Annotated in this window: 21 protein-coding genes; all 21 read left to right on the plus strand. The window is 40.7% G+C overall.

Annotated features, from left to right (window positions below):
* Positions 1-4 precede the first annotated feature (4 nt).
* The 21 genes from BM082_RS07575 to BM082_RS07680 all read left to right on the plus strand — a co-directional run bounded on the left by BM082_RS07575 (position 5) and on the right by BM082_RS07680 (position 22,839).
* A complete protein-coding gene (locus BM082_RS07575) occupies positions 5-586 on the plus strand; it encodes an acyltransferase (protein ID WP_074926282.1) in 582 nt (193 codons plus the stop codon).
* Positions 587-590: 4 nt separating this feature from the next.
* Positions 591-1,658, plus strand: coding sequence for a DegT/DnrJ/EryC1/StrS family aminotransferase (locus BM082_RS07580; RefSeq protein WP_074926286.1), 1,068 nt, complete (start codon positions 591-593; stop codon positions 1,656-1,658).
* Positions 1,659-1,664: 6 nt separating this feature from the next.
* Positions 1,665-2,906: an oligosaccharide flippase family protein gene (locus BM082_RS07585; protein WP_074926289.1), complete on the plus strand. Its 1,242-nt coding sequence runs from the start codon at positions 1,665-1,667 to the stop codon at positions 2,904-2,906.
* Entirely contained in the window at positions 2,875-3,606 is a 732-nt protein-coding gene (locus BM082_RS07590) for a formyltransferase family protein (RefSeq protein ID WP_074926292.1), read from the plus strand. The genes BM082_RS07585 and BM082_RS07590 overlap by 32 nt, the downstream gene beginning before the upstream one ends.
* Complete coding sequence (locus BM082_RS07595) at positions 3,603-4,793, plus strand: DegT/DnrJ/EryC1/StrS family aminotransferase (protein WP_074926310.1); 1,191 nt, start codon at positions 3,603-3,605, stop codon at positions 4,791-4,793. The genes BM082_RS07590 and BM082_RS07595 overlap by 4 nt, the downstream gene beginning before the upstream one ends.
* Entirely contained in the window at positions 4,780-5,733 is a 954-nt protein-coding gene (locus BM082_RS07600) for a GNAT family N-acetyltransferase (RefSeq protein ID WP_074926315.1), read from the plus strand. Before BM082_RS07595 ends, BM082_RS07600 begins: the two co-directional genes overlap by 14 nt.
* The gene (locus BM082_RS07610) at positions 5,730-7,085 is read left to right on the plus strand and encodes a DUF7033 domain-containing protein (RefSeq protein ID WP_139218777.1); all 1,356 of its coding nucleotides are present in this window, start codon (positions 5,730-5,732) and stop codon (positions 7,083-7,085) included. Before BM082_RS07600 ends, BM082_RS07610 begins: the two co-directional genes overlap by 4 nt.
* On the plus strand, positions 7,082-8,242 hold the full coding sequence (locus BM082_RS07615; RefSeq protein WP_074926327.1) for a glycosyltransferase: 1,161 nt from the start codon (positions 7,082-7,084) through the stop codon (positions 8,240-8,242). The genes BM082_RS07610 and BM082_RS07615 overlap by 4 nt, the downstream gene beginning before the upstream one ends.
* Positions 8,235-9,506 (plus strand): hypothetical protein, encoded by a 1,272-nt coding sequence (locus BM082_RS07620; RefSeq protein ID WP_074926330.1) that lies wholly within the window; start codon positions 8,235-8,237, stop codon positions 9,504-9,506. The genes BM082_RS07615 and BM082_RS07620 overlap by 8 nt, the downstream gene beginning before the upstream one ends.
* A complete protein-coding gene (locus BM082_RS07625) occupies positions 9,496-10,737 on the plus strand; it encodes a glycosyltransferase family 4 protein (protein ID WP_074926333.1) in 1,242 nt (413 codons plus the stop codon). The genes BM082_RS07620 and BM082_RS07625 overlap by 11 nt, the downstream gene beginning before the upstream one ends.
* A 15-nt stretch (positions 10,738-10,752) precedes the next feature.
* Positions 10,753-11,967, plus strand: coding sequence for a glycosyltransferase (locus BM082_RS07630; RefSeq protein ID WP_074926336.1), 1,215 nt, complete (start codon positions 10,753-10,755; stop codon positions 11,965-11,967).
* On the plus strand, positions 11,960-12,982 hold the full coding sequence (locus BM082_RS07635) for a polysaccharide biosynthesis protein (protein WP_074926339.1): 1,023 nt from the start codon (positions 11,960-11,962) through the stop codon (positions 12,980-12,982). The genes BM082_RS07630 and BM082_RS07635 overlap by 8 nt, the downstream gene beginning before the upstream one ends.
* A 12-nt stretch (positions 12,983-12,994) precedes the next feature.
* Positions 12,995-14,101, plus strand: a complete 1,107-nt coding sequence (wbjC, locus tag BM082_RS07640) for a UDP-2-acetamido-2,6-beta-L-arabino-hexul-4-ose reductase (RefSeq protein WP_074926342.1) — start codon at positions 12,995-12,997, stop codon at positions 14,099-14,101.
* A complete protein-coding gene (gene wecB / locus BM082_RS07645) occupies positions 14,098-15,228 on the plus strand; it encodes a non-hydrolyzing UDP-N-acetylglucosamine 2-epimerase (RefSeq protein WP_074926345.1) in 1,131 nt (376 codons plus the stop codon). The genes wbjC and wecB overlap by 4 nt, the downstream gene beginning before the upstream one ends.
* 44 nt (positions 15,229-15,272) lie before the next feature.
* Positions 15,273-16,481, plus strand: a complete 1,209-nt coding sequence (locus tag BM082_RS07650) for a glycosyltransferase family 4 protein (protein WP_074926348.1) — start codon at positions 15,273-15,275, stop codon at positions 16,479-16,481.
* Positions 16,478-17,077 carry a sugar transferase gene (locus BM082_RS07655; RefSeq protein WP_074926351.1) on the plus strand — a complete coding sequence of 200 codons (600 nt, stop codon included), beginning with the start codon at positions 16,478-16,480 and terminating at the stop codon, positions 17,075-17,077. The genes BM082_RS07650 and BM082_RS07655 overlap by 4 nt, the downstream gene beginning before the upstream one ends.
* Entirely contained in the window at positions 17,067-18,032 is a 966-nt protein-coding gene (locus BM082_RS07660; protein ID WP_139218778.1) for an ATP-grasp domain-containing protein, read from the plus strand. Before BM082_RS07655 ends, BM082_RS07660 begins: the two co-directional genes overlap by 11 nt.
* Positions 18,019-18,681, plus strand: a complete 663-nt coding sequence (locus BM082_RS07665; protein WP_083417918.1) for an HAD family hydrolase — start codon at positions 18,019-18,021, stop codon at positions 18,679-18,681. The genes BM082_RS07660 and BM082_RS07665 overlap by 14 nt, the downstream gene beginning before the upstream one ends.
* Positions 18,675-19,850 (plus strand): DegT/DnrJ/EryC1/StrS family aminotransferase, encoded by a 1,176-nt coding sequence (locus BM082_RS07670; RefSeq protein WP_074926359.1) that lies wholly within the window; start codon positions 18,675-18,677, stop codon positions 19,848-19,850. The genes BM082_RS07665 and BM082_RS07670 overlap by 7 nt, the downstream gene beginning before the upstream one ends.
* Before the next feature lie 51 nt (positions 19,851-19,901).
* Positions 19,902-21,848: a polysaccharide biosynthesis protein gene (locus BM082_RS07675; RefSeq protein WP_074926362.1), complete on the plus strand. Its 1,947-nt coding sequence runs from the start codon at positions 19,902-19,904 to the stop codon at positions 21,846-21,848.
* A gap of 250 nt (positions 21,849-22,098) precedes the next feature.
* Positions 22,099-22,839 carry a glycosyltransferase family 25 protein gene (locus BM082_RS07680; protein WP_074926365.1) on the plus strand — a complete coding sequence of 247 codons (741 nt, stop codon included), beginning with the start codon at positions 22,099-22,101 and terminating at the stop codon, positions 22,837-22,839.
* Positions 22,840-22,870: the final 31 nt, after the last annotated feature.

A 22,870-nucleotide genomic window follows, 5' to 3' on the forward strand; every position in this document is an offset into this window, starting at 1 on the left:
ATAAATGACTTATTTTAAGCATGACACCGCTATCGTTGATGACGGTGCGAAGATAGGGCAAGACAGCCGCATTTGGCATTGGGCGCATGTTTGTGCTGGAGCTGAAATTGGAAAGAGTGTGTCATTGGGGCAAAGCGTATTTATTGGCAACAAAGTTACAGTTGGTGATTTTTGCAAAATACAGAACAACGTTTCGGTCTATGACAACGTTCACCTAGGAGAGGGTGTTTTTTGCGGGCCAAGCATGGTCTTCACAAATGTATATAACCCTCGATCTTTGATCGAGAGAAAAGACCAATACCTCGATACTATCGTTAAAAAAGGAGCGACTTTAGGCGCTAACTGTACGATTGTTTGTGGTACAACGATTGGGGAATATGCCTTCATCGGTGCGGGTACTGTCGTGAATAAAGATGTCAAAGCGTTTGCTCTTGTTGTAGGTGTACCTGCGAAACAAATTGGCTGGATGAGTGCATATGGAGAACAGTTGGATTTGCCTTTGAGTGGCGACAAAACAATTAAATGCCCTTACACGAGCGCAGTATATACATTACGTGGTGACACGCTAGAAATGTCAGAAGAGTAATAATATGCAGTTTATTGACCTTGAGTCTCAGTACAAGCACCTTAAAGAGAAAATTGATGCCAGAATCCATAAGGTTCTAGATCACGGAGCCTACATTATGGGGCCAGAGGTTTTTGAGCTCGAAGACATGCTAGCAGAGTATGTTGGTGTTAAGCATGCTATTACATGTGCAAATGGAACAGACGCATTGACATTAGCGATGATGGCTCTGGATATTAAAGAGGGCGATGCAGTTTTTTGCCCTACCTTCACCTTTTTTGCGACTGCTGAAACTGTTGCTTTCGCCCGGGCCACACCAATCTTCGTCGACTCTGATGCTTCAACTTTTAATATCTGTCCAGAAGACTTAGAGCGAAAGATAGAAAAGGTTATAAAAGAAGGTAAACTAAACGCTACGGTTATTATTGCTGTGGACTTATTTGGTCTTCCCGCTAACTATCCACAAATAGAAAAAATTGCGAAAAAATACAGCCTAAAAATCATTGAAGATACCGCTCAAGGATTTGGCGGGACGATTGAGGGAAAGAAGGCTGGTTCCTTTGGAGACATTGCAACAACGAGTTTCTTCCCTGCAAAGCCGCTGGGATGTTACGGTGATGGTGGGGCTATTTTTACCAATAATGATGAGTATGCAGAGTTAATTCGTTCATATCGCGTTCATGGTAAGGGCTCGGATAAATATGACAATGTGAGAATTGGTGTCAACAGTCGTTTAGACACTATTCAAGCAGCTATCCTCATAGAAAAATTGAAAATCTTCCCAGATGAGCTTATCAAAAGAAACGAGTTAGCGAGTCACTATTCTGTAAAATACAAAGATAAGTGGATCGTACCGACCATACCAGAGGGCTACACTAGTTCATGGGCGCAGTACACCGTACGCTCTAACTCCCGCGAATCCGATATGAAAATGCTGGGCGAACAAGGTATACCTACAATGGTTTACTATCGCACATGCATGCATAAGCAAACGGCGTTTTCGCATTTTCAGATTGAAGAGTTTCCTGTTGCAGATGATCTATCAGAAACTGTATTTAGCCTACCGATGCATGCATATATGACTCTGGATTAGGAGCAGATGTTAAAGAATGTATTGCTCCTAGCGTCAGGTACCGGATTTGCGCAATTGATTCCGATTGTAGCAACTCCTGTTCTGGCGAAAATTTATACGCCAGACATGTTTGGTGAATTCGCTCTCTTCTCGACTTTTTTAGCAGTGCTTAGTGTGTTTTCTAGTGGAAAATACGAATTGGCTATTGCGCTTCCGAAAAAAACAAAGGAGTCAGAGAGCTTATTTTCTCTCGGTCTTTGGATTGCATTAACTTTCTCCGCTATTTTAGTGATATTTGTGCCAGTCATACAATTTGGGTTGACTAAATATTATGGGAAAGAAAATTTGGATTGGGTTTGGCTATTACCTTTTTCAGTGCTCTTCTTTTCCATTGTTAATCTATCGAGTTATATGTTAAATAGATTGAATGACTTTAATATCATTGCAAAATTAAGAGTGCTTCAAGCTGCACTTATTGCTGGAACTAGTATTATAATTGGGTTGTATGGAAACAGCCATGGGTTAATCCTAGCATCAGTGATTACTGGGTTTCTTGTATCGATTGTATATGTAAATAGATTGAAAGGTCACATACATAGCAGTGTTAAAAAATTTAAAGAACTCGGTTCAAGATATGATAAATTCCCCAAATTTCTTATCGTAGGCTCGCTGTTCAATACCGTTTCTTCACAATTGCCAGTGCTGATGTTCAGCGCTATGTATGGAGCGTCTATTGTAGGGACGATTTTCCTTGCCCAAAGAGTTATATCCCTACCGTCTGCTTTAATTTCTAAAGCAGTTGGTGATGCCGCTAGACAAAGTTTGAGTGAGAAAATCGTATACAAATCTGATGCATATTCTTACTTTAAATATTGCACAAAAAATCTTTTTTTAATCGGGCTGATTCCATTCTCATTGGCTTTCTTTGTGGGGCCAATTTTAATCGAAGAGTTTTTAAGCAAAGAGTGGTCTGGAATAGGGACTGTAATACAGATTCTGATTCCTATGTACTTTGTGCAGTTCTCGGTTTCTTCACTAAGTAGCGTAGTGATTCAGTTAACTGAGCGTTTAAAAATAGACTTAGTATGGCAAGTTTCATTGTTTGTAACTTCTGCTTCGGCGATGTTTTTAGCCAATAAAGTATATGACTCTGCTTACGTCACCTTACTTGCATATGCAACGGTATACTCTCTTCACTATTTTATTGCCTATCTATTAGCATGTTGGTTCTTGAAAAATGTCGACGAAAATTGCTCTATTCATAATTGATGACAGCTATATATTAAGCAAAGTATCTGAACTTGCTAATCATCTTGATATAGTTGGTATAAATAAAGATGATATAAAGGTGTTTTGTAAAAGCAAGAAGCTAAACAAATCCGTTGAACAACTTAGCTTTATAGAAAAGTTAAAGTTAAAAAAAAATAAACCTAGGGAAATATATGATTCATTGATATATCGTTTAAAACGAATTTTTTCAAAAAAAGCAATAAATAACGCACCTCTAGGGTTTGAGTTAGAACATATTGACTCAATAAACTCTGATAACTCAAAAGAAAAAATTAAAGACTTTGAACCTGATGTGGGTATTTTTATCTACTATGATGAAATCGTTAAAAAAGAAACGCTTGCTCTGATAAACAAGCCCTTCAACATTCATCCTGCTCATCTGCCTGATTATAGAGGCTGTCAGCCAATTTACTGGTTGTTAAAAAACAAAGTACATAGTAGCACAGTTACGCTTCATGTTATGACGGATGGTATTGATGAAGGTGATATAGTCTACGAGTATCCATATAGCCTTTCTCTTGAAAAAAGTATAGATGAAAATGTGAAAGTGACTGTTGATTGTCTACCTGAATTTCTTGCTTTCTCACTGAGAAGGATTGCCAGATTTAAGAATGATCAGTTTTTGAATCAAGATTGTTACTTGGGCGAAAGTAAGTATTATGGGAGACCTAACCATTGATCGTTCGGGCTCGACCAAGATATTTAGAAGTTGCTGAACTGGATAATTTACCTCCAGATCTACCTCGAGGAAGTGGTTTCGATAACGAGCTTTATTTCAATAAGGCCCGTGCTGCATTAAAGTTCTATATCGAGCAGCTAAACCTATTTACGAATAGGAAAAATCGAGTAGCGACTCAGGCTTTTAATTGTGAAGTGGTGGGTGATGCAGTTATCGAAGCCGGATCAACATTAGTTCTTATGGATGTGAAACTTGAAGACGCGTCGATATCGTTAGAAGAGCTAAAAAAAACTCCTGAACTAGATGTTCTCATTCTAACCCACTATCAAGGTCTGCCCAATATTGAATATCACGATATTGTAGATTACTGCAGAAGTAATAACATAGTGATCATAGATGATATCTGTTTAACTGAAGGTTCATGCATAGGAACTACCTTGGTTGGAAGTCTATCTGACGTTGCGCTGAAGAGTTTCGCTTTTGATAAACCAGTTACATGTCTAAATGGTGGAAGCCTGACACTAAATACAGAGTGTGAGTTCAATGAGTATCTCAAGGAAAAGTATCGTTTAATTCAGGTAGAAAGCAAACGACATGAACTCGCGAGTATTCGAGCATTAGGGTATAAATTAAAGTACACAAACATCAATATATATTATTCAGGCGCTAATGCTACAGATGTTCTAGTGTTGCTTAGCTATCTGAAAGTCCCTGAAGTAATTATACGTATGATGTCTCAGTGGAACTTCTTCGTTAGAGTGTCAAATTCATTAATTTCGAGATTCAGAAGTAAAGAAATTAAGATAATTAGATTAGGTAAACATAAGAAAAATTTAATTGGCATTCAGAATGATAAAAAAGGTTCTATAGAGAAGCCAATCAATAAAGATAGTATAAAAAAATGGATTTTGGATGTTTCCCCAAAATGTACATTCTTTCAAGAGTATGAATGTAGTGTCCATTGGAATAGGTTTTCATTGATCGACGAATCAGGAGAGTTAGTCGAATTTCTTAAATCAAAGGATATAGAAGCAGGAAATCATAACTGGCCGAAAACGCTTGATGAGCATCTCCATGGAAACAATTGTGTTGAGATTTTTGGAGAGTTAGAAAATTCCAAACATCTTGCTAAGTACATAGTAAACATTCCGACTTGGATTGATCTTGAAGAATATGTCAAATATTGAGAAGTATAGTGCGTTATGCGCAAAGGAACAAAGCATACCTATATTTATCCGCGACTGGTGGCTAGATAGTGTTTGTGGTGAAGGTAACTGGGATGTGGTTCTGCTAGAAAATAAGAGTGAGATTATAGCGGCTCTTCCTTATAATAAAACGAAAATTCGAAGTTTTGATGCCATTACAAACCCTTCATTATCTCAAAATCATGGACCTTGGTTAAAGGAAATAAAAGGTAAAAGTAATAAGCGTATTTCGACCGAATACAAGTTAATATCTGAATTGTATGAAAAGCTCCCGAATTTTGATTATTACTCTGCAAATTGGCATTACTCTCTAAAAAATTGGCTGCCTTTAAGGTGGCTTGGTTATACGCAAACTTCTTACTACACCTACATAATCGAAGATATTTCAGACCTTAAACGTGTTCTGGATGGTTTTACTTCCTCCTATAGAAATAAAATAAAAAAAGCAATGGAGATTGTAAGCATCCACACAGGTTTAGGGATAGAAGATTTTTACTATATAAATAAGAAGACGTTTGATAGACAAGGAATCGATATACCCTATTCTTTAGCGTTCATAAAAGACCATGACCGAGCATTAAGTGATAACAAATCGAGAGAGATATTTTTTGCTGAGGATAAAGACGGCAATATCCACTCTTCGTTATATTTAACGTGGGATCACGATAGCGCGTATGTGCACATGGTTGGCGAAGATCCTGACTTCAGAAATAGTGGTGCTGGTATACTCCTTATTTGGGAAGCGATACAGTATGCAAACAAGGTACTTGGAGTAAATCGTTTTGACTTTGAAGGGTCAATGCTACCTAATGTAGAACGAGTACGACGAGATTGTGGGGCTGTACCTGTTGCTTATTTTCATATCGAGAAATACAACAGCAAAGTACTCAAGACGCTAAAGTTTATTAAGTCGCTGTTATGATAAATATCAGATCGCCTTTGGGCATTGAAGTCGAAGTTACATACACACTAGATTTCATATTTAATACGTGCTTAAAAATCCCGTACTCGGTGACCTCTGAAGATAGAGATGATTTCCTGATAACTTTACCCTCTGGCAGGACTTTGTCTTTATCATCAGCTTGGTGGAAACACTTATCCTCCGGTGCACCAAGCGAAGCTTTATTACCCACATCTATAGCCAACGTTCCTTTGCAAGGTTACCCAGAAAAAGTAGCACCGGTTCTATTTGGTATTCCAGAGATGAACATATCTAACGATCGTATAGATTGTCAGATAGATGTCCTGGGAACTATCTTTTTCACACTTTCGAGAGTTGAAGAGATTATTGTAAAGGATAGAGATTCCCTAGGTAGATTTTGTAGCGAGCATTCCGCTGCTTACAAGTTTGGGTATCTCGAACGTCCAATAGTCGATGAGTATGTGTTTTATCTACATTATCTGCTACGAGAACTTGATTCTAACCTACCAGATATCACCGTTGATTCAGAGATCTTTGTTACATGCGACGTTGATTATCCCTTTGATATTTCTAATAACTCTTGGCTTTCGATCTTTAGGTGTGCAGCCGCGAAACTTTTAAGAGCTAGAAGTATAACGAAATCATTCTCGGCACTAAGTCATGGTGTTTTAGTAAAACTGGGATTGTCGGTAGACCACTATACCAATGCGGTAAAATCAATAATTCAAGATAATGACAGGGTAGGTAACAAAGTAGCTTTTTACTTTATCCCCAAAGTGACGAGTAAATTTGATCCTGATATAGATTTTCTATCACAAAAAGCTAAGGATGTAGTCAAAATTGTTGCCGATTCCGGACATGAAGTGGGTGTGCATCTGGGCTTTCAAACTGAGGCCGATGAGAAAGTAACCGCAGAGTCAATGTCTCGCTACGTGCAGGCTCTTCGAGAGCTCGGAATTTCAACGGATCATATTGGTTGTCGTATGCACTATTTGAAGTGGGACGCGTACAATACGCCAAGTAACCTCGAAATTAATGGGATCGCTTATGACACAACACTGGCTTTTGCCGACCGTTCAGGTTTTCGTTGTGGCACTTCGAAGAGATTCCCTCTCTATGATTGGAAGAATCGTCGCAAAAGTAACGTCATCGAAGTGCCACTTATAAATATGGAAGTTACTGTGATGAGTGATTCTTATGAAGGCGTATCAACGCCAAATGACTTGGTCCTTAGAATGAATAAGTTTAAGGCGCTAACTCGGAAGTATGGAGGTACTTACACGCTTCTTTGGCACAACAATAACTTGATTGAAAAACAATGGCGAGAGGCGTACAAGGAGCTTGTCCAGTGAAGATCACACACATTACTAATTACTTCATGGAAGGCTTAAACTACCAAGACACTGAGTTACCCATTCACCAAGCTGAGCTTAAATGCGATGTCTCTGTGATTACTTCTGAGCGTTACTATCCTTTTCCTAACTATTATGCTAGCTATAAAAAAATTTTAGGCGATAGAATAAGAGAGGAAGGGAATTACCGTTTCAAATCTTGTGATATATTTCGTTTAAAACCTAGGTTCGAGCGTAGTTCATCAAGTATTGTTATTCTACCTTTATTTCGGGTTTTCAATTTACTACGCAAACTCAGCCCCAAAGTAGTACATGTCCACGGCGAATTGAGCTTCAGTATTTTTGCGGCTGTACTCTATGCAACAACTAGCAACGCAAAAGTGTTTGTCGATTGTCACGCTGACAACGTCAACTTTAACTATAAGTCGTCCAGAAACGCTAGAATTCTTATAAATATATTCAGTGTTGCTCATAAACTTCTATCATCTAAGATTACGGGCTATCTGCCGATCACTCAAGCTTCCAGTGATTATCTTCAAGAAGCACTCAAAATACCCAAAGAGAAAATAACGCTTTTACCTCTGGGTGCTAAGGGTAAACAACCTGTTGTGAATGAAATCGCAAGAGATATAGCTTTTGTTTATAGTGGCAAGATTACTAGAGAAAAGGGTGTTCTAGAGGCTCTTAAAATAGTTCAAGGATTAACCAATCGAAATTTTCCTCATAATTTCAGCTTTAATGTTGTGGGTGAATTCGGTGATGCTACGTTTAAGAGTGAAGTCTTAGACGTGATACAGAAATTAGATTACAAGGTTAATTTATACCCTTTCCTCAACTTTGAAAAGTTGGAAAAAATTTACCGACAAAGCCACATAGGTATGTGGATTGGGACTGCTTCGAACTCTATACAAGACTGCGCTTGCGCAGGGTGCATAGTATTTATCGGGAAATCAAGAACGACAAGTCACCTTGCACTTGATGGTGAACTGATCTTAGATGCTGGTAATGTAGAGGACTCGGTGAATAAACTAGGCAATCTATTTGAAAATAGAGAAAAACTCGATAGTTTAGTGAAGCGCTCCCAAGAAATGATCAATAGATACACATGGGAAGAGATTGCGAAAACTTCAGTAAAAGTCTACCAGAATTATGAATAGTTACTCAAAAATACGATTCCAATATTACTTTCTACCTCTTTTTAATCTGGCTATATTTATTTTATATATTCTGATTAATATTCAGGCGAGTGGAAAATCTGTAGCACAGAGTATTTATATCATTGCTGTACTATCTAGTTTATTTTTAGGAGCAATCTCCGCGCGACGTATTAATGGTAATATCGATGTTAAATTGTTGTCACTATTATTTTTTTTCTTTGCGTATGAGTTTGTTATTGCGTCATTAACCGCAGAACCTGACGGAATCAGTTTCCCAAAGTTACTAGACTCTAACTTTGGTGCGGCATATAAGTTGCTTTTTGGTCTCTCTTTGGGGATCAACCTAAAATTGATAGTAGAATTCTTACGTATCCACCCATCCCCATCTAATGCATTGATATTGAAGAATTTCATTCTATTCTGTCTTCTGTCGATAGTTTCAATTCTCTTGATAAAGTTAGATACTTATGGGCTTAAAGTAACTAACATCGTACGGATAGATAAGAATCATGAGGGTTACCAAAGACTAGGCGTTATGACAATAATACTCAACATCATTTGCGGTGCGTTTTTGGTGATAAAGTCTGAAAGGAACTTCAGTATTTCTTCATATATTATTTACTCTTTTTTATGCTTAACTTCTGCTATTCTCTGTATTCTATCAATATCTAATATGGGTTTTGTGGCTAACATAATTCTACTATTTTCTACTACTTCAGTACTTTGGTTTACTCGGGGGAAACAAACATTTGATAATGTTTTTCTCGGGTTCTTCGTTAAGTATGGAGGTTTGTCGGTATTAGCTATCTTACTCTGCTTTCTCGTTTTGTTTGCTATTTATCCAGAGAAGGTTTCTAGCATTAGATTGTTTGACTTTTCTTCAAATTCCTCGTTCCTATCAAGGTACTTACTATTTGGAAATAGTTTCTTTTCACAATTTGGTGCATCGCCTGTTTTCGGCGATCTAAGTTCACACCTCAGAAGCGGCGAATCTGGGTCTTATGTTCATTCGCTACTCAGTCTTTTCACTCATTTAGGTTTGGTCGGTGTAACATTGTTCATAGCGCTGATTGCGTATTGCTTCTATGCATCGGTTATAGCAAGTGGTAAAGGATGTCGTTACGCATTCTTAATGTTAGTTAATCTTTCTATCTTTATTTTTATTGCGTTACTAACCAGTTTTTATGTATGGGTTCCATTATGGATCATCATTACAATGATGATTTTCTTAAAAGGGCAGAAAGGTTATCTGAATGTCGAATGAAGTGTTAAATGTTGTATGGTTTACTAACGTTTTAAGCCCTGATTTATGCCACAAAACGGGAGTGCCTTCAAATCCATATGGTGGTTGGCTTCATGAATCATCACGCCTACTTTCCAATAAAGAGAATATTAAGTTAACTATTATCTCACCCTATCATAAAGATATTGATATTGTTGAAGTGGGAAATATCAGTTATCTAACGTTTAGTCACTTAGATAAATTAGAAGAAATTATCTTAAAGTTGTCACCTGACGTTGTTCACGTGTATGGCACTGAACTTCCTCATTCTCTCAAAGTTGCAAAGGTATGCAGTAAATACTCGTTGAAAAGTGTGTTCTCGATACAGGGCTTAACAACAATATGTGGGCGCAAAGACTGTTTAACATCAGGACTACCTTTTAGGGTAGTCTTTGGTCAAACTCTCAGAAACATAATTCGTAAAGACTCAGTCATAGGATTGATGTCAAAGTTCAAGCAGCTAGCTAAAAGTGAAATTGAAACATTAAATTTGGTCACAAATGTAATCGGCCGTACACAGTGGGACAGAGAGTCTGTTTTTTCTATCAACCCAAATTTGAATTATTTTCACTGCAACGAAATCCTGCGTGAATCTTTTTACGCTTCCGAAAAGTGGTCTTTAGACTCTGCCAACAAATTTCAAATCTATGTCAGTCAAGGACACTATCCAATCAAGGGCCTACATTACATGCTTCAGGCTTTACGCTTGGTTGTTGATACATTTCCAGAAACAAAGCTGGTAGTTGGTGGAAAAAATGTAACGAACGAGAGTGTCAAAGGTATAGCGGCTAGAACAAAATACGCTGACTATTTACTCGAACTAATAGAAGAATTCAATCTAAAGGAACACGTTGAATTCGCTGGAGAATTGGCAGAGGACGGTGTGAGAAAAATGTTGCTATCATCACATGTTTCTGTTTGCCCATCCACGATTGAGAATAGCCCAAATTCAGTTGGAGAAGCGATGATACTCGGTGTTCCAGTTATCGCCTCTTACGTTGGTGGAGTGCCGGATTTGTTGATACCCGAGAAAGAGGGTTTATGTTATCCTTCTAACTCTCCTGAACTACTGGCATGTGCAATTAAAAGAGTGTTCTCAGATAGTGCGTTAGCCAATGAGCTATCACTTAGTTCGATTTTAAGGGCTAACAAAACACATAGCAGAGAGACGAACACGGAAACGCTTTTGTCAATATATCGAGACATCATCTAGGGTACAAAGAGCCATATGCAACAACGAAAGAACATACTTTTCCTAGGGTTCTCGATTCCAAAAAAACTCACCGAATCCATCAACAAGAGCGGTGCTGGGTTCACGATTCAGACACACAAATACTCTTGGGCGTTGCTAAAGGCTTTAGCATCTAATGGTTGTGTATCGGATTTACTGTCTGTTCCGCAAGTGCTTGATTATCCAAAGGCTAAGTTTGCATACAGTAAGGGCGCGTTCGCTGAAGAGAGTTTAAACGGGACGTATATTCCTTTTATTAATGTAACGCTCTTTAAGCATCTAACCAGAATGCTTAACTCCTTATTTATGGTCTGTGCTAAATTGAAATCAAAGAAATTTGATTGTCTTTTTGTCTATGGTTTGCACAGTCCATTTCTGATTGCAGCGAATATAGCGAAATATATCTTTAAGCTTCCTCTTATAGTCGTAGTGACAGACCCTCCATCTCTTATCACTGAGTATGATAATAAGCTCAAAACCGTGCTTAAGAAGATAGATCAAGCGTTAATTCGTAAGCTTCTCAAGCGCTTTGATGGTGCTGTTGTGCTATCTGAGCAAATTGCTAATGAATACCTGAAAGGCAAACCTTACGTGGTTGTTGAAGGTATTTATAACAGTGGTTATTCCATGGATTTACCTGAAAAGGATGAAGTTCGTGAACCTGTAGCCTTCACCTACGCGGGTAGCCTAGATAAAGAGTCAGGGATTGGAACGCTTCTCGACGCATTTAAGCGGGTAGGGAGTGATAACGTCATTCTAAATATATGTGGTGCAGGCGCACATTCGAAAATCTGTCAGCAAGAAGCTGATAAATATAATAATATTAATTTTTTGGGCTTGCTGGACCATAAAAGGCTAACTAATCTCATGTCTAACACTGATGTGATGATTAATGTGCGAAATCCAGCGGATGATTTTACTAAGTATTCCTTCCCTTCAAAGATTACGGAGATATTAGGATCGGGGCTACCGCTGCTATCTACAAAGTTATCTTCTATTCCAATAGACTATGACGAATATATTTATTATATCGATAGGTATAGTGAGGAAGGTATTGCAGAGGTCATAGAAAAGATCCTTAACTCTGACAAGACAGAATTAAGGGATAAAGGCCAGAGAGCCAAGCGCTTTATTCGTGATTCAAAATGCGAAAAGGCTCAAGGGAAAATAGTCTCAGATTTCATAGAAAAGGTGTGTATTGAAAATGTTTAAGAATAAAGTGCTTCTGATAACCGGTGGAACAGGCTCATTTGGAAATGCGGTACTCGAACGTTTTTTAGAAACTGATATCAAAGAAATACGTATCTTTTCGCGCGACGAAAAGAAGCAAGATGATATGCGTAAACGCTATAACAACAATAAACTAAAATTCTATATTGGCGATGTGCGTGATTATCAAAGTGTATTAAATGCAACTCGAGGTGTAGATTACATCTACCACGCAGCTGCATTGAAACAAGTACCTTCTTGCGAATTCCACCCGATGGAAGCGGTGAAAACAAACGTAATAGGTACAGAAAACGTTCTTGAAGCTGCTATCACTAACGAAGTATCTCGCGTCGTTTGCTTAAGCACAGACAAAGCTGTCTATCCGATCAATGCAATGGGAATTTCCAAAGCAATGATGGAAAAAGTGATGGTAGCGAAATCAAGAAACGTGGATGAGACCAAAACCGTTATTTGCGGAACTCGCTACGGTAATGTAATGGCTTCGCGCGGTTCAGTAATTCCTCTCTTTGTCGACCTAATTAACGATAGCAAGCCCTTGACCATAACGGATCCGAGCATGACTCGTTTCATGATGACATTAGAGGATGCTGTAGATCTTGTCCTTTATGCATTCGAGAATGGTAAAAATGGCGACATATTTGTCCAGAAAGCACCAGCAGCAACCATCGAAGTGTTAGCACTAGCGCTCAAAGATCTGCTCAATGTACCAGACCATGAGGTCAACGTCATCGGTACCCGTCATGGTGAAAAGCTATACGAGGCGTTATTGAGCCGAGAAGAAATGGTGTGTGCCATTGATCACGGTGATTATTATCAAGTACCACCAGATTTGCGTGACCTAAACTATGGCAAATTCGTCGAAGATGGTGATCCGCGCATCACTGAGTTCGAAGATTACAACTCCCATAATACGGAAAGACTCGATGTCGAAGGTATGAAAGCGCTCTTGCATAAACTCGACTTTGTAAGGGACCTGGTAAAAGCCGAAGCGAAGTAAAGGAAAGTTTCGATGAAAGTATTGATAACCGGAGCAAGCGGATTCATTGGTAAAAACCTGCGCTTTTTCTTGGAAGAGAAAGGAGAGCATGAGCTCTTTCTGATCGACAGAGATAACGCTGAAGCGGAACTTAATGAAGCTCTGAGCGCAGCAGACTTTATTTTTCACCTCGCGGGAATTAACAGACCAAAATCTGAAAGTGAATTTAAAGAAGGCAATACAGACCTCACTCAGAAGATTGTAGACAAGCTATCTGAGCTGGGTAAAAACACACCAATTCTTGTGACTTCCTCTATCCACGCTGATGGAGAAACGGCTTACGGTAAAAGTAAAGCTGGCGCGGAAGAGGCGGTGTTGACATATGGAGAGAAGACAGGGGCAGAAGTGTTTGTTTACCGTCTGCCGAATGTGTTTGGTAAATGGTGTCGACCAAATTACAACTCTGTAGTTGCAACCTTTTGTCACAACGTCGTAAATGGGTTGCCTTTAACTATCAACGATAGTGAAGCGAAGATAACGCTTGTTTACATTGATGATGTCTGTGAGGCTTTTTGCGCGCATCTAGATTCGCAAAGTTGCTCTGGTTATCAAAGTGTAGAAACCCAATACCCGACAACTGTTGGAGAAATTGCGGGTTTGGTGAATAAATTCAAAGAGAGCAGAGAGACCTTAATCGTGGGAAATGTAGGTCAAGGTTTAGAGCGAGCTCTTTACTCCACCTACTTAAGCTATTTTTCTCCGGAACAATTCTCCTACACAGTTCCATCATATAGCGATCCGAGAGGCACCTTTTGCGAGCTGCTAAAAACCAAGGATGCCGGCCAGGTTTCCTTCTTCACTGCACACCCGGGAATTACACGTGGTGGGCATTATCACCATACGAAAAATGAAAAATTCCTCGTCATAAAAGGGATTGCAAAGTTCAAGTTCCAACACATCGTGACAGGGGAATACCGAGAACAAACAGTAACGGGTGATGACTACTGCGTTGTTGAAACTGTGCCGGGCTGGACACATGATGTGACAAATATCGGTGAAGAAGAGCTGATTGTCATGCTTTGGGCCAATGAAATTTTTGATCGAGAAAAACCTGATACGTTTGCGAAGGTAATAGAATGAAAAAGTTTAAAGTAATGTCTGTTGTAGGCACAAGACCAGAGATCATCAGACTGTCGCGCGTACTGGCGAAACTGGATGAGCATTGTGAACACATTTTAGTTCATACCGGTCAAAACTATGATTACGAACTTAACCAAGTATTTTTTGATGATCTTGGTGTAAAGAAACCGGACTACTTCCTTGACGCCGCAGGTGCCAGTGCAGCGGAAACGATTGGACAAGTAATCATTAAGGTTGATCAGGTATTAGCGACCGAAAAACCAGAAGCAATGCTTGTGCTTGGTGATACAAACTCATGTATTTCGGCACTCCCGGCTAAGCGTCGAAAAGTGCCTATCTTCCATATGGAAGCGGGTAATCGTTGTTTTGATCAGCGAGTGCCAGAAGAAACAAACCGAAAGATTGTCGATCATATCTCAGACATCAACCTGACCTACAGCACCATTGCGCGAAATTACTTGCTTGCAGAAGGTATAAGTGCAGACCGCATCATTAAAACAGGCAGCCCGATGTATGAAGTCTTGCACCACTACATGGACAAGATCGATGCTTCAGACGTTCTGTCTAAATTAGGGTTGGAAGCGAACAAGTTCTTTGTGGTTAGTGCGCACCGCGAGGAAAATGTAGATTCACCAAAACAGCTGGCTAAACTTGCTGAGATACTTAACACGATTGCAGAAAAATACGGTTATCCGGTAATCGTGTCGACTCACCCAAGGACTCGTGCTCGTATCGAAAGCCAAGGTATCAGTTTCCATGAGAACGTTCAGTTACTTAAACCAATGGGCTTTCACGACTATAACCACCTACAAAAAAATGCGAAAGCGGCGTTGTCAGACAGTGGCACCATCACAGAAGAGTCCTCTATCATGAACTTCCCAGCGCTTAACTTGCGCGAGGCTCATGAACGTCCTGAGGGCTTTGAAGAGGCGTCAGTGATGATGGTAGGCCTAGAAGTTAATCGTATTCTTCAGGCTCTGGAAATTTTGGAAACTCAGCCAAGAGGCGAACATCGTCTTTTACGTGAAGTGTCCGACTACACGATGCCAAATGTTTCTGACAAAGTGGTTCGTATAATTCATTCATACGCGGACTACGTAAAACGCGTAGTGTGGAAAGAATACTGATAATAAGAGCCAGCGTTAAGTTGGCTTTTTTAGGTTGAGTTGTTTTGAAAATTTTATTGGTGACGCAATGGTTTGACCCAGAACCTACGTTCAAAGGGCTGCTATTTGCACAAGAATTAAAACGAAATGGGCATGAGGTAGAGGTTCTTACAGGATTTCCTAATTATCCTGGTGGTCGTATATATGACGGCTACAAAATCTCGTTGTACATAAAAGAGGAGATAGATGGGATTACCATACATCGTGTTCCTCTTTACCCAAGCCACGATAGCTCAGCGATGAAAAGAATCGCGAACTACGCCTCTTTCTGCTTTAGTGCACTGCTTGGTGGCTTAATGAAAACCAGACATATAGATGTCATATACAGCTATCACCCACCGTTAACGACGAGTCTGGCTTCAGTCATATTGGGTAAGTTGAAAAGAGTACCAGTGGTTGTCGATATACAAGACCTATGGCCTGACACACTCTCAGCGACTGGCATGATAAACAACGAAAAAGTGCTATCTGTCGTTGGGAAAGTTTGCTCGCTGGTCTACAAGATGGCAAGCCGTGTCATAGTGTTGTCTCCCGGTTTTAAGTCTCGGCTTGAAGAGCGAGGGGTGCCTGCTCATAAGGTTCAAGTTATATATAACTGGTGTAACGAGCCTGCGTTAAACAATTTCGAAGAGTGTGCGGAGAAATTGCCTGAAAACGGCAACATAAATCTCCTGTTTGCTGGCAACTTGGGTTTCGCTCAAGGGTTGCCCACAATCACCGAAGCTTGCAAGTTATTGCAATCTAGAAATGTACCGGTCAATGTCGTGTTACTGGGTGATGGTGTTGCCAAACAGGCAGCGATAGAAGAGTCTGAAAAAGCTGGGCTGAATAACATTCATATTTTGCCAAGGGTGCCAATGGCTCAGGTCGGCTCATTGCTTTCAAAAGCCGACATGCTACTTGTTCATCTCAATGATAGTGAACTCTTCCGAATCACTATACCTTCACGTACTCAAGCCAATCTAGCGATGGGGAAACCCGTCATCATGGGCGTAAAAGGTGATGCGGCGGATCTTGTTATGAAAGCTGGCGCAGGCATCGTTTGCGAGCCGGGTAATAGCGAAGAGCTTGCGAATGCCATTCAACAAATGGTCTCCATGTCAGCATCGGAGAGAGCTGAAATGGGTGAAAATGCACGTGCATTCTATTATGAAGAGCTTTCGCTAAAACACGGTGTCCAACGTTTTATCGAAGTATTTGAGGAGGTTAAATGAAACGTGCCTTTGATTTTCTAGCATCGCTCATGGCCTTAATTCTACTTTCACCGATTATCGCCATTGTAAGTTATAAAATTCGTAAAAACCTCGGCTCTCCTGTGCTGTTTCGTCAGCAAAGGCCAGGAAAAGATGGTAAACCTTTTCAAATGGTGAAGTTCAGAACCATGAAGGATGCCGTCGACAAAGATGGCAATGCTTTACCAGATGCAGAGCGAATGACAGATTTCGGTAATAAATTGAGAAACACAAGTCTCGATGAGCTGCCAGAACTATTGAATGTACTTAAGGGTGAAATGAGCTTAGTTGGTCCTCGCCCTTTGTTGATGCAATACCTCCCGCTTTATACAGCGGAACAGGCAAAACGACATGAGGTGCGTCCTGGCGTGACTGGCTGGGCTCAAATTAACGGCCGAAACGCAATCAGCTGGGAAGGTAAGTTTAAGTTAGATGTGTGGTATATAGACAACCAATCCTTCGCGCTTGATATAAAAATCCTTTTTAGGACCGTCAAAAAAGTGCTCTTTAAAGAAGATATATCTGCGTCAGACCATGTAACTATGCCTGAATTCAAAGGTAGTAATAGTGAAAAATAACGTCCTCATCCTTTCAGCAGGCCGACGTGTTGAATTGGTTCAAGCATTTCAGCACGATCTTAAACAGCTTAATGTGAGTGCATTGGTTTATTGTACTGACATGTATCCCGAGCTTTCATCCGCGTGTCAAGTTGCTGATGGAAGCTTTAAAGTTCCTCGCGTAACAGACCCCAGTTATCTCAGTATCATTGCGTCGATATGTATCGAAAATGGCATCACATTGGTTGTGCCGACTATTGATACGGAGCTTTTACTTTTAGCTGAGGCGAGAGAGACGTTTTTAGAAAAAGGGATAGAAATTGTCATTTCCTCAACTCCACTTATCAGTGAATGTCGAGACAAACGAAAAACGGCAGATTTGTTTACAAGGCTCAATGTCGATCAACCTGAGATCTACGATAGAAATGATCTAACATTCCCTTGTTTCTGCAAGCCTTATGATGGCAGTTGCAGTATTGGTGCACTTGCATTACCTCATCGAGAAGCGTTGACGCAAGACTTGCTAGATAATCCCAAAAATATGTTTATGGAGCTGATCCCTAAAACGTATTGTGAATACACTATCGATGCATACTATTCAGCCGCTGGAAACCTGAAATCGCTGGTTCCTCGAAAGCGCCTTGAGGTAAGAGGCGGCGAGATCAGCAAAGGGGTGACCCGGAAGAACTTTGTCTATGACTATTTGCTATCAAGAGTTGAGACACTTCCTGGTGCCAGAGGGTGTATCACTTTTCAACTCTTTGTGAATGAAGAGACAAAACAAATAAAAGGCCTTGAAATCAATCCAAGATTTGGTGGTGGTTTCCCACTGGCTTATGATGCAGGCGCACGTTTCCCTAAATGGCTAATTGAAGAATACCTCATGGGTAAAACCCCCGTATTTGAAGATAATTGGGAGCCGAACTTAGTCATGCTCAGATACGATGCGAAGGTGCTTGTTCGTGAAAGTGAGTAAAAATACCGTTTGGGTGTTTGATCTGGATGATACCTTGTATTCTGAAGCTGAATATCAAGCCTCTGGCTACGCCTACTTGGCTGAGCGTATCAACGAGCTGTACAATGTAGATGTTCGTTCAGTAATACAATCCGCGATTGCAGACAACAAAGATGTGCTTGTGGAAATTTGCCAATTTGTATCTTTACCGCTGAGCGTAAAAGAAAGCCTACTTTGGATGTATCGGCTTCATAAGCCAGACATCAAGCTCACCGACAGTGTGAAAAGTACACTAGCGTTTATCGAGTCAAACGCACTAGCATCAGCAATACTTACCGATGGGCGCTCCTATTCTCAGCGTAGCAAAGTGCATGCATTAGGGCTTGGTGAGATGCAGTGTTTGGTTTCTGAAGAGTGGGGTGAAACAAAGCCCGGTAAGAAACGGTTTGTTCATATTCAACAAAGCCACACGCTTGCCGATAAATTTATCTACGTTGGTGACAATATAAAGAAAGATTTTGTGACTCCTAACCACCTTGGATGGTTAACCATAGGTCTCAAAGACAAAGGTACAAATATTCATCCGCAAAACATCGACGTAGAAAGTAACAACTACATGCCTCAGATTTGGATTGAAGAACTGTCTGAGTTAAAGGATTTCATATGCTAAACACTTCGTTTTCTCCTTGGCCATCATTTACACAAAAAGAAGCTGACGCCATTAGTCAAGTTCTGCTATCAAACAAAGTCAACTACTGGACAGGGAATGAGTGTAGAGAATTTGAAAAAGAGTTCGCTGCATGGACTGGGTGTGAATACGCTATTGCCTTGGGCAATGGTACGTTGGCTTTAGATTTGGCACTAAAAGCTCTGGGTATTGGAGCTGATGATGAAGTTGTTACTACACCACGTACGTTTTTAGCCTCGGCTTCAAGCATCGTGACAGCAGGTGCAAAACCTGTTTTTTCAGATGTTGATTTAAACAGTCAAAACATAACAGCAGAATCTATAGAAGCAGTGCTGACAGAAAAAACGAAGGCCGTGATCGTGGTTCACCTCGCAGGTATGCCTGCTGAGATGGATGCAATTATGGAGCTAGCTGAAAAGCACAACTTTTTTGTTATAGAAGATTGCGCACAAGCGCATGGCGCTATGTATAAAGGTCGCAGCGTTGGCACTATTGGTCACATCGGCGCATGGTCATTTTGTCAGGATAAAATCATGACTACCGGTGGAGAAGGTGGCATGGTGACAACGAATGATAAAGCACTCTGGTCAGCAATGTGGTCCTACAAAGATCATGGCAAGAGCTACGACGCGATATATAACCGCCAACATCCCCCCGGTTTTCGTTGGTTTCACGAAAGTTTTGGCACTAACTGGCGTATGACAGAACTACAGGGAGTGATTGGTCGAATTCAACTCACGCGCATGCAAGAGTGGACTGCAGCTCGTCAAAAGAATGGTGCAGCAATTGACGAAGCGGTTGCAGACCTCTCTGTTGCTCGAACCGTTAAGGTTCCGGAGTATATTGAGCATGCTGAATACAAGCACTACCTCTTTGTAGCGCTGGATAATCTCAAACCTGATTGGACGCGAGACCGAATCGTCGAAGAGATCAACGCGCTAGGCGTACCTGCTTATCAGGGAAGTTGCTCAGAGATCTATCGCGAAAAAGCGTTTGATGGTACATGCTACAGACCATCGGAAAGGTTAGAGAATGCTGTGAAGCTTGGTGATAGTAGCTTGATGTTCTTAGTTCACCCAACACTGAAAGAAGAGGAAGTATCAAAGATGTGCACTGTTGTCAGACGTGTACTGATCGAAGCATCTAAATAAAACAAATCAACAAATAGATGCAAAGTTAGCTTTGTGAAAAATAGGAAAATTATGGATTGGCTGAATGTCGTCTGGGATTTATCGCGGTTTAATAAACGCGTAGTGAGTGTCATCTGCGATATCATTTTTATCGCAGTATCATTCTATGGTGCATACTGGACACGCCTAGGGAGTGCTCCTCCCTTCCATGTTGAATCGATTCACTATGTATTGATAGTTTCAACCATCATCACAGTGATGGTATTCAGGTACTTGGGACTCTATCGAGCCGTTCTTCGTTATCTTACCTTTCACATACTGGCAGTCGTGTGCGGCGGAACGATTATTTCAGCCGTTTCTCTGGCCTTCTTTGCCTTTTATTTTGACGCGCCTATTCCTCGTTCGGTGCCAATCATTTATGCCGCGTTTCTTTGCATTTCCTGTGGTGGAGTAAGGCTAAGTGTTAGAAGTCTATTTAACCAGTCCTGTCAGAGCGCTAAAGTACCCGTTCTAATTTATGGTGCGGGCACTGCTGGTAGACAATTGGCTGTAGCGCTTCGATCGTCGGATACTCATAAAGTTGTGGCTTTCATCGATGAGGATCGCACATTGAGAAGCACTGTAATACTCGGGCTAAATGTGCACTTAGCTGATGACGCTGCGCGTCTGACTGAGAAATATGGCGTTAAACAAATTTTGTTGGCAGTACCTAGCGCGAGCCGAGCAAAAAGAAAGCAGATTATTGATTCTCTTGTTCACCTTTCTGCTGAAGTACTGACTGTACCTAATATGAAAGACATCGTCGAAGGGCGTGCAAAGATCGATGAACTAAAAGATGTAGATATTGACGATCTTTTGGGTCGAGACCCCGTCGAACCTCAAAAAGCACTGATGGAAAAAAACATCCGTGACAAGGTAGTAATGGTCACTGGTGCCGGCGGTTCTATCGGTTCAGAGCTCTGTAGGCAAATTGTAAAGCTAGGTGCAAAAAAGCTAATTCTTTTCGATGTATCAGAATTTGCGCTTTACAACATTGATCGCGAATTGCGAGCAACAATTCTTGAAGAAAGTATTCAGGTTGAAGTTGTGCCGCTGATAGGTTCTGTTCAGCGCATTAATCGGCTTTCTGTCATCATGAAGAGTTTTTGTGTCCAAACAGTTTATCATGCAGCAGCGTATAAGCACGTACCACTCGTTGAATTTAATGTTGTTGAGGGCGTGAGAAACAATGTATTTGGAACCTATTATGCCGCGAAGGCGGCAAGTGATGCTGGTGTAGAATCCTTTGTTCTTATTTCAACAGATAAAGCAGTTCGTCCTACAAACGTTATGGGTACAACCAAGCGAATGGCGGAACTTGCGCTTCAGGCGATGGCTGAGTCGGAGAAAGCAAAAGAGAAAAAGGGTACTACCTTCTCAATGGTTCGATTTGGCAATGTACTTGGTTCATCGGGTTCAGTGATACCACTTTTTAAGAAGCAAATAGAGAAAGGTGGTCCTGTAACGGTGACGCACCCGGATATTATTCGTTACTTTATGACCATTCCTGAAGCAGCCCAGCTTGTTATCCAAGCTGGCGCGATGGCTAGAGGGGGAGATGTCTTTGTGTTAGATATGGGTGAGCCAGTCAAAATCGTCGATCTTGCTCAGAACCTCATTAAGTTGTCTGGATTGGAAGTAAAAGATGAGCGTAATTTAGACGGTGACATCGAGATCCAATATTCGGGCTTGAGGCCGGGAGAAAAACTATACGAAGAGCTTCTAATTGGCAGCGAAGTTGAATTGACTGAGCATGAAAGAATTATGACCGCCAATGAGAGGTTCTTGCCGTTAAGGGAGTGCCAAGAGTTGCTGGGTGAACTTGACAGCGCCTGTCACAATTTTGACCATGAAGAAATACGTAGAATTCTACTTAGTGCGCCAACTGACTTTTCTCCGACAGATGGCATTGGTGATCTGGTTTGGAAACAATCGGCGAAATCACAAAAGATTGTTCGTCTAAAAAAGTCAGCTAGCTAGCGTTATTACTCTACTATCAAAGCAGCTTTCGAGCTGCTTTTTTTTAACTTCTTTCGATTTGAGCAGTACTTGGCTTAGTGTAAGATGTTGTGAATTTTATCATTCTGATAATAAGTGGAAAGAAATCTGGTAGCTTGCTGCAACGAGAGGTTTTTTTCTTACAGAAGGATGCATGCAAAACAATAAATCCATCGCGTCATAGTGTGTTTTAATATACCATTTCCGCTGGTTTAAGCAGAGAAGACACGCAATGAGTAGTCCAAAAATCCATGTGATTAGTTTGTTAAGAAGTCAGGATCGTCGAGATAACGTCTCACGTCATATGGCAGAAAGGCAGTTGGATTTTACGTTTTTTGACGCCGTTGATGGTCGAATTGGCAAACCTGCGTTGGCAAACGATTACGACTACAAAAAGCGCTTGTGGCTAACGAGTGGAAAAATGCCTTCCTCTGGTGAAGTAGGTTGCTATGCAAGTCACTATTCATTATGGCTGAAGTGTATAGCATTAGGACATCCGATTGTTGTATGCGAAGATGATATCGAATTAAATCAAAATGCCTCAGTTATTGTTGAAAAAGCACTAGAAAAAGCGGGAAAATATGGATTTGTTCGCTTGGAGGCATTTGAGCATAAGGGGGAGCATACAAAAATCGAGCAAGAGGGGGAGTTTACGCTAAGCTTAATGGAAGATAATTATGGCGGATTAAGGGCTTACGCAATTTCTCCGAACGCCGCTCAGTGCCTTATAAAGCACCGATGGTGTTTGCCGGTAGATTGTTTTGTGGGAGCAACCTATATTCATGGGCAGTATTCTTACCAGCTTTCTCCATGTCTGGTTGTAAAGCACGGCAAACATGATTCAACTATCCAAATCGCTGATGGTAACAAAACAGCATTTTATCGAAAGCCAACTCGAGAATTGTATTCCGCATACAAAAAATTCATGCTTAGGCGAATGTACGAGAAAAAGCGCAAAGAGCTAGATGTTTAAGAGCAGTATTTAAACGTGTTTATAGAGCACA

This window comes from Enterovibrio norvegicus DSM 15893, assembly GCF_900115495.1.
GTDB lineage: Bacteria > Pseudomonadota > Gammaproteobacteria > Enterobacterales > Vibrionaceae > Enterovibrio > Enterovibrio norvegicus.

Coding starts and splice junctions, on each gene's coding strand:
- BM082_RS07625 (WP_074926333.1), top strand. CDS start 9,496: ATGTCGAATGAAGTGTTAAATGTTGTATGGTTTACTAACGTTTTAAGC.
- wbjC (WP_074926342.1), top strand. CDS start 12,995: ATGAAAGTATTGATAACCGGAGCAAGCGGATTCATTGGTAAAAACCTG.
- wecB (WP_074926345.1), top strand. CDS start 14,098: ATGAAAAAGTTTAAAGTAATGTCTGTTGTAGGCACAAGACCAGAGATC.
- BM082_RS07610 (WP_139218777.1), top strand. CDS start 5,730: ATGATAAATATCAGATCGCCTTTGGGCATTGAAGTCGAAGTTACATAC.
- BM082_RS07655 (WP_074926351.1), top strand. CDS start 16,478: ATGAAACGTGCCTTTGATTTTCTAGCATCGCTCATGGCCTTAATTCTA.
- BM082_RS07585 (WP_074926289.1), top strand. CDS start 1,665: ATGTTAAAGAATGTATTGCTCCTAGCGTCAGGTACCGGATTTGCGCAA.
- BM082_RS07575 (WP_074926282.1), top strand. CDS start 5: ATGACTTATTTTAAGCATGACACCGCTATCGTTGATGACGGTGCGAAG.
- BM082_RS07670 (WP_074926359.1), top strand. CDS start 18,675: ATGCTAAACACTTCGTTTTCTCCTTGGCCATCATTTACACAAAAAGAA.
- BM082_RS07580 (WP_074926286.1), top strand. CDS start 591: ATGCAGTTTATTGACCTTGAGTCTCAGTACAAGCACCTTAAAGAGAAA.
- BM082_RS07630 (WP_074926336.1), top strand. CDS start 10,753: ATGCAACAACGAAAGAACATACTTTTCCTAGGGTTCTCGATTCCAAAA.
- BM082_RS07620 (WP_074926330.1), top strand. CDS start 8,235: ATGAATAGTTACTCAAAAATACGATTCCAATATTACTTTCTACCTCTT.
- BM082_RS07635 (WP_074926339.1), top strand. CDS start 11,960: ATGTTTAAGAATAAAGTGCTTCTGATAACCGGTGGAACAGGCTCATTT.
- BM082_RS07600 (WP_074926315.1), top strand. CDS start 4,780: ATGTCAAATATTGAGAAGTATAGTGCGTTATGCGCAAAGGAACAAAGC.
- BM082_RS07680 (WP_074926365.1), top strand. CDS start 22,099: ATGAGTAGTCCAAAAATCCATGTGATTAGTTTGTTAAGAAGTCAGGAT.
- BM082_RS07675 (WP_074926362.1), top strand. CDS start 19,902: ATGGATTGGCTGAATGTCGTCTGGGATTTATCGCGGTTTAATAAACGC.
- BM082_RS07590 (WP_074926292.1), top strand. CDS start 2,875: ATGTCGACGAAAATTGCTCTATTCATAATTGATGACAGCTATATATTA.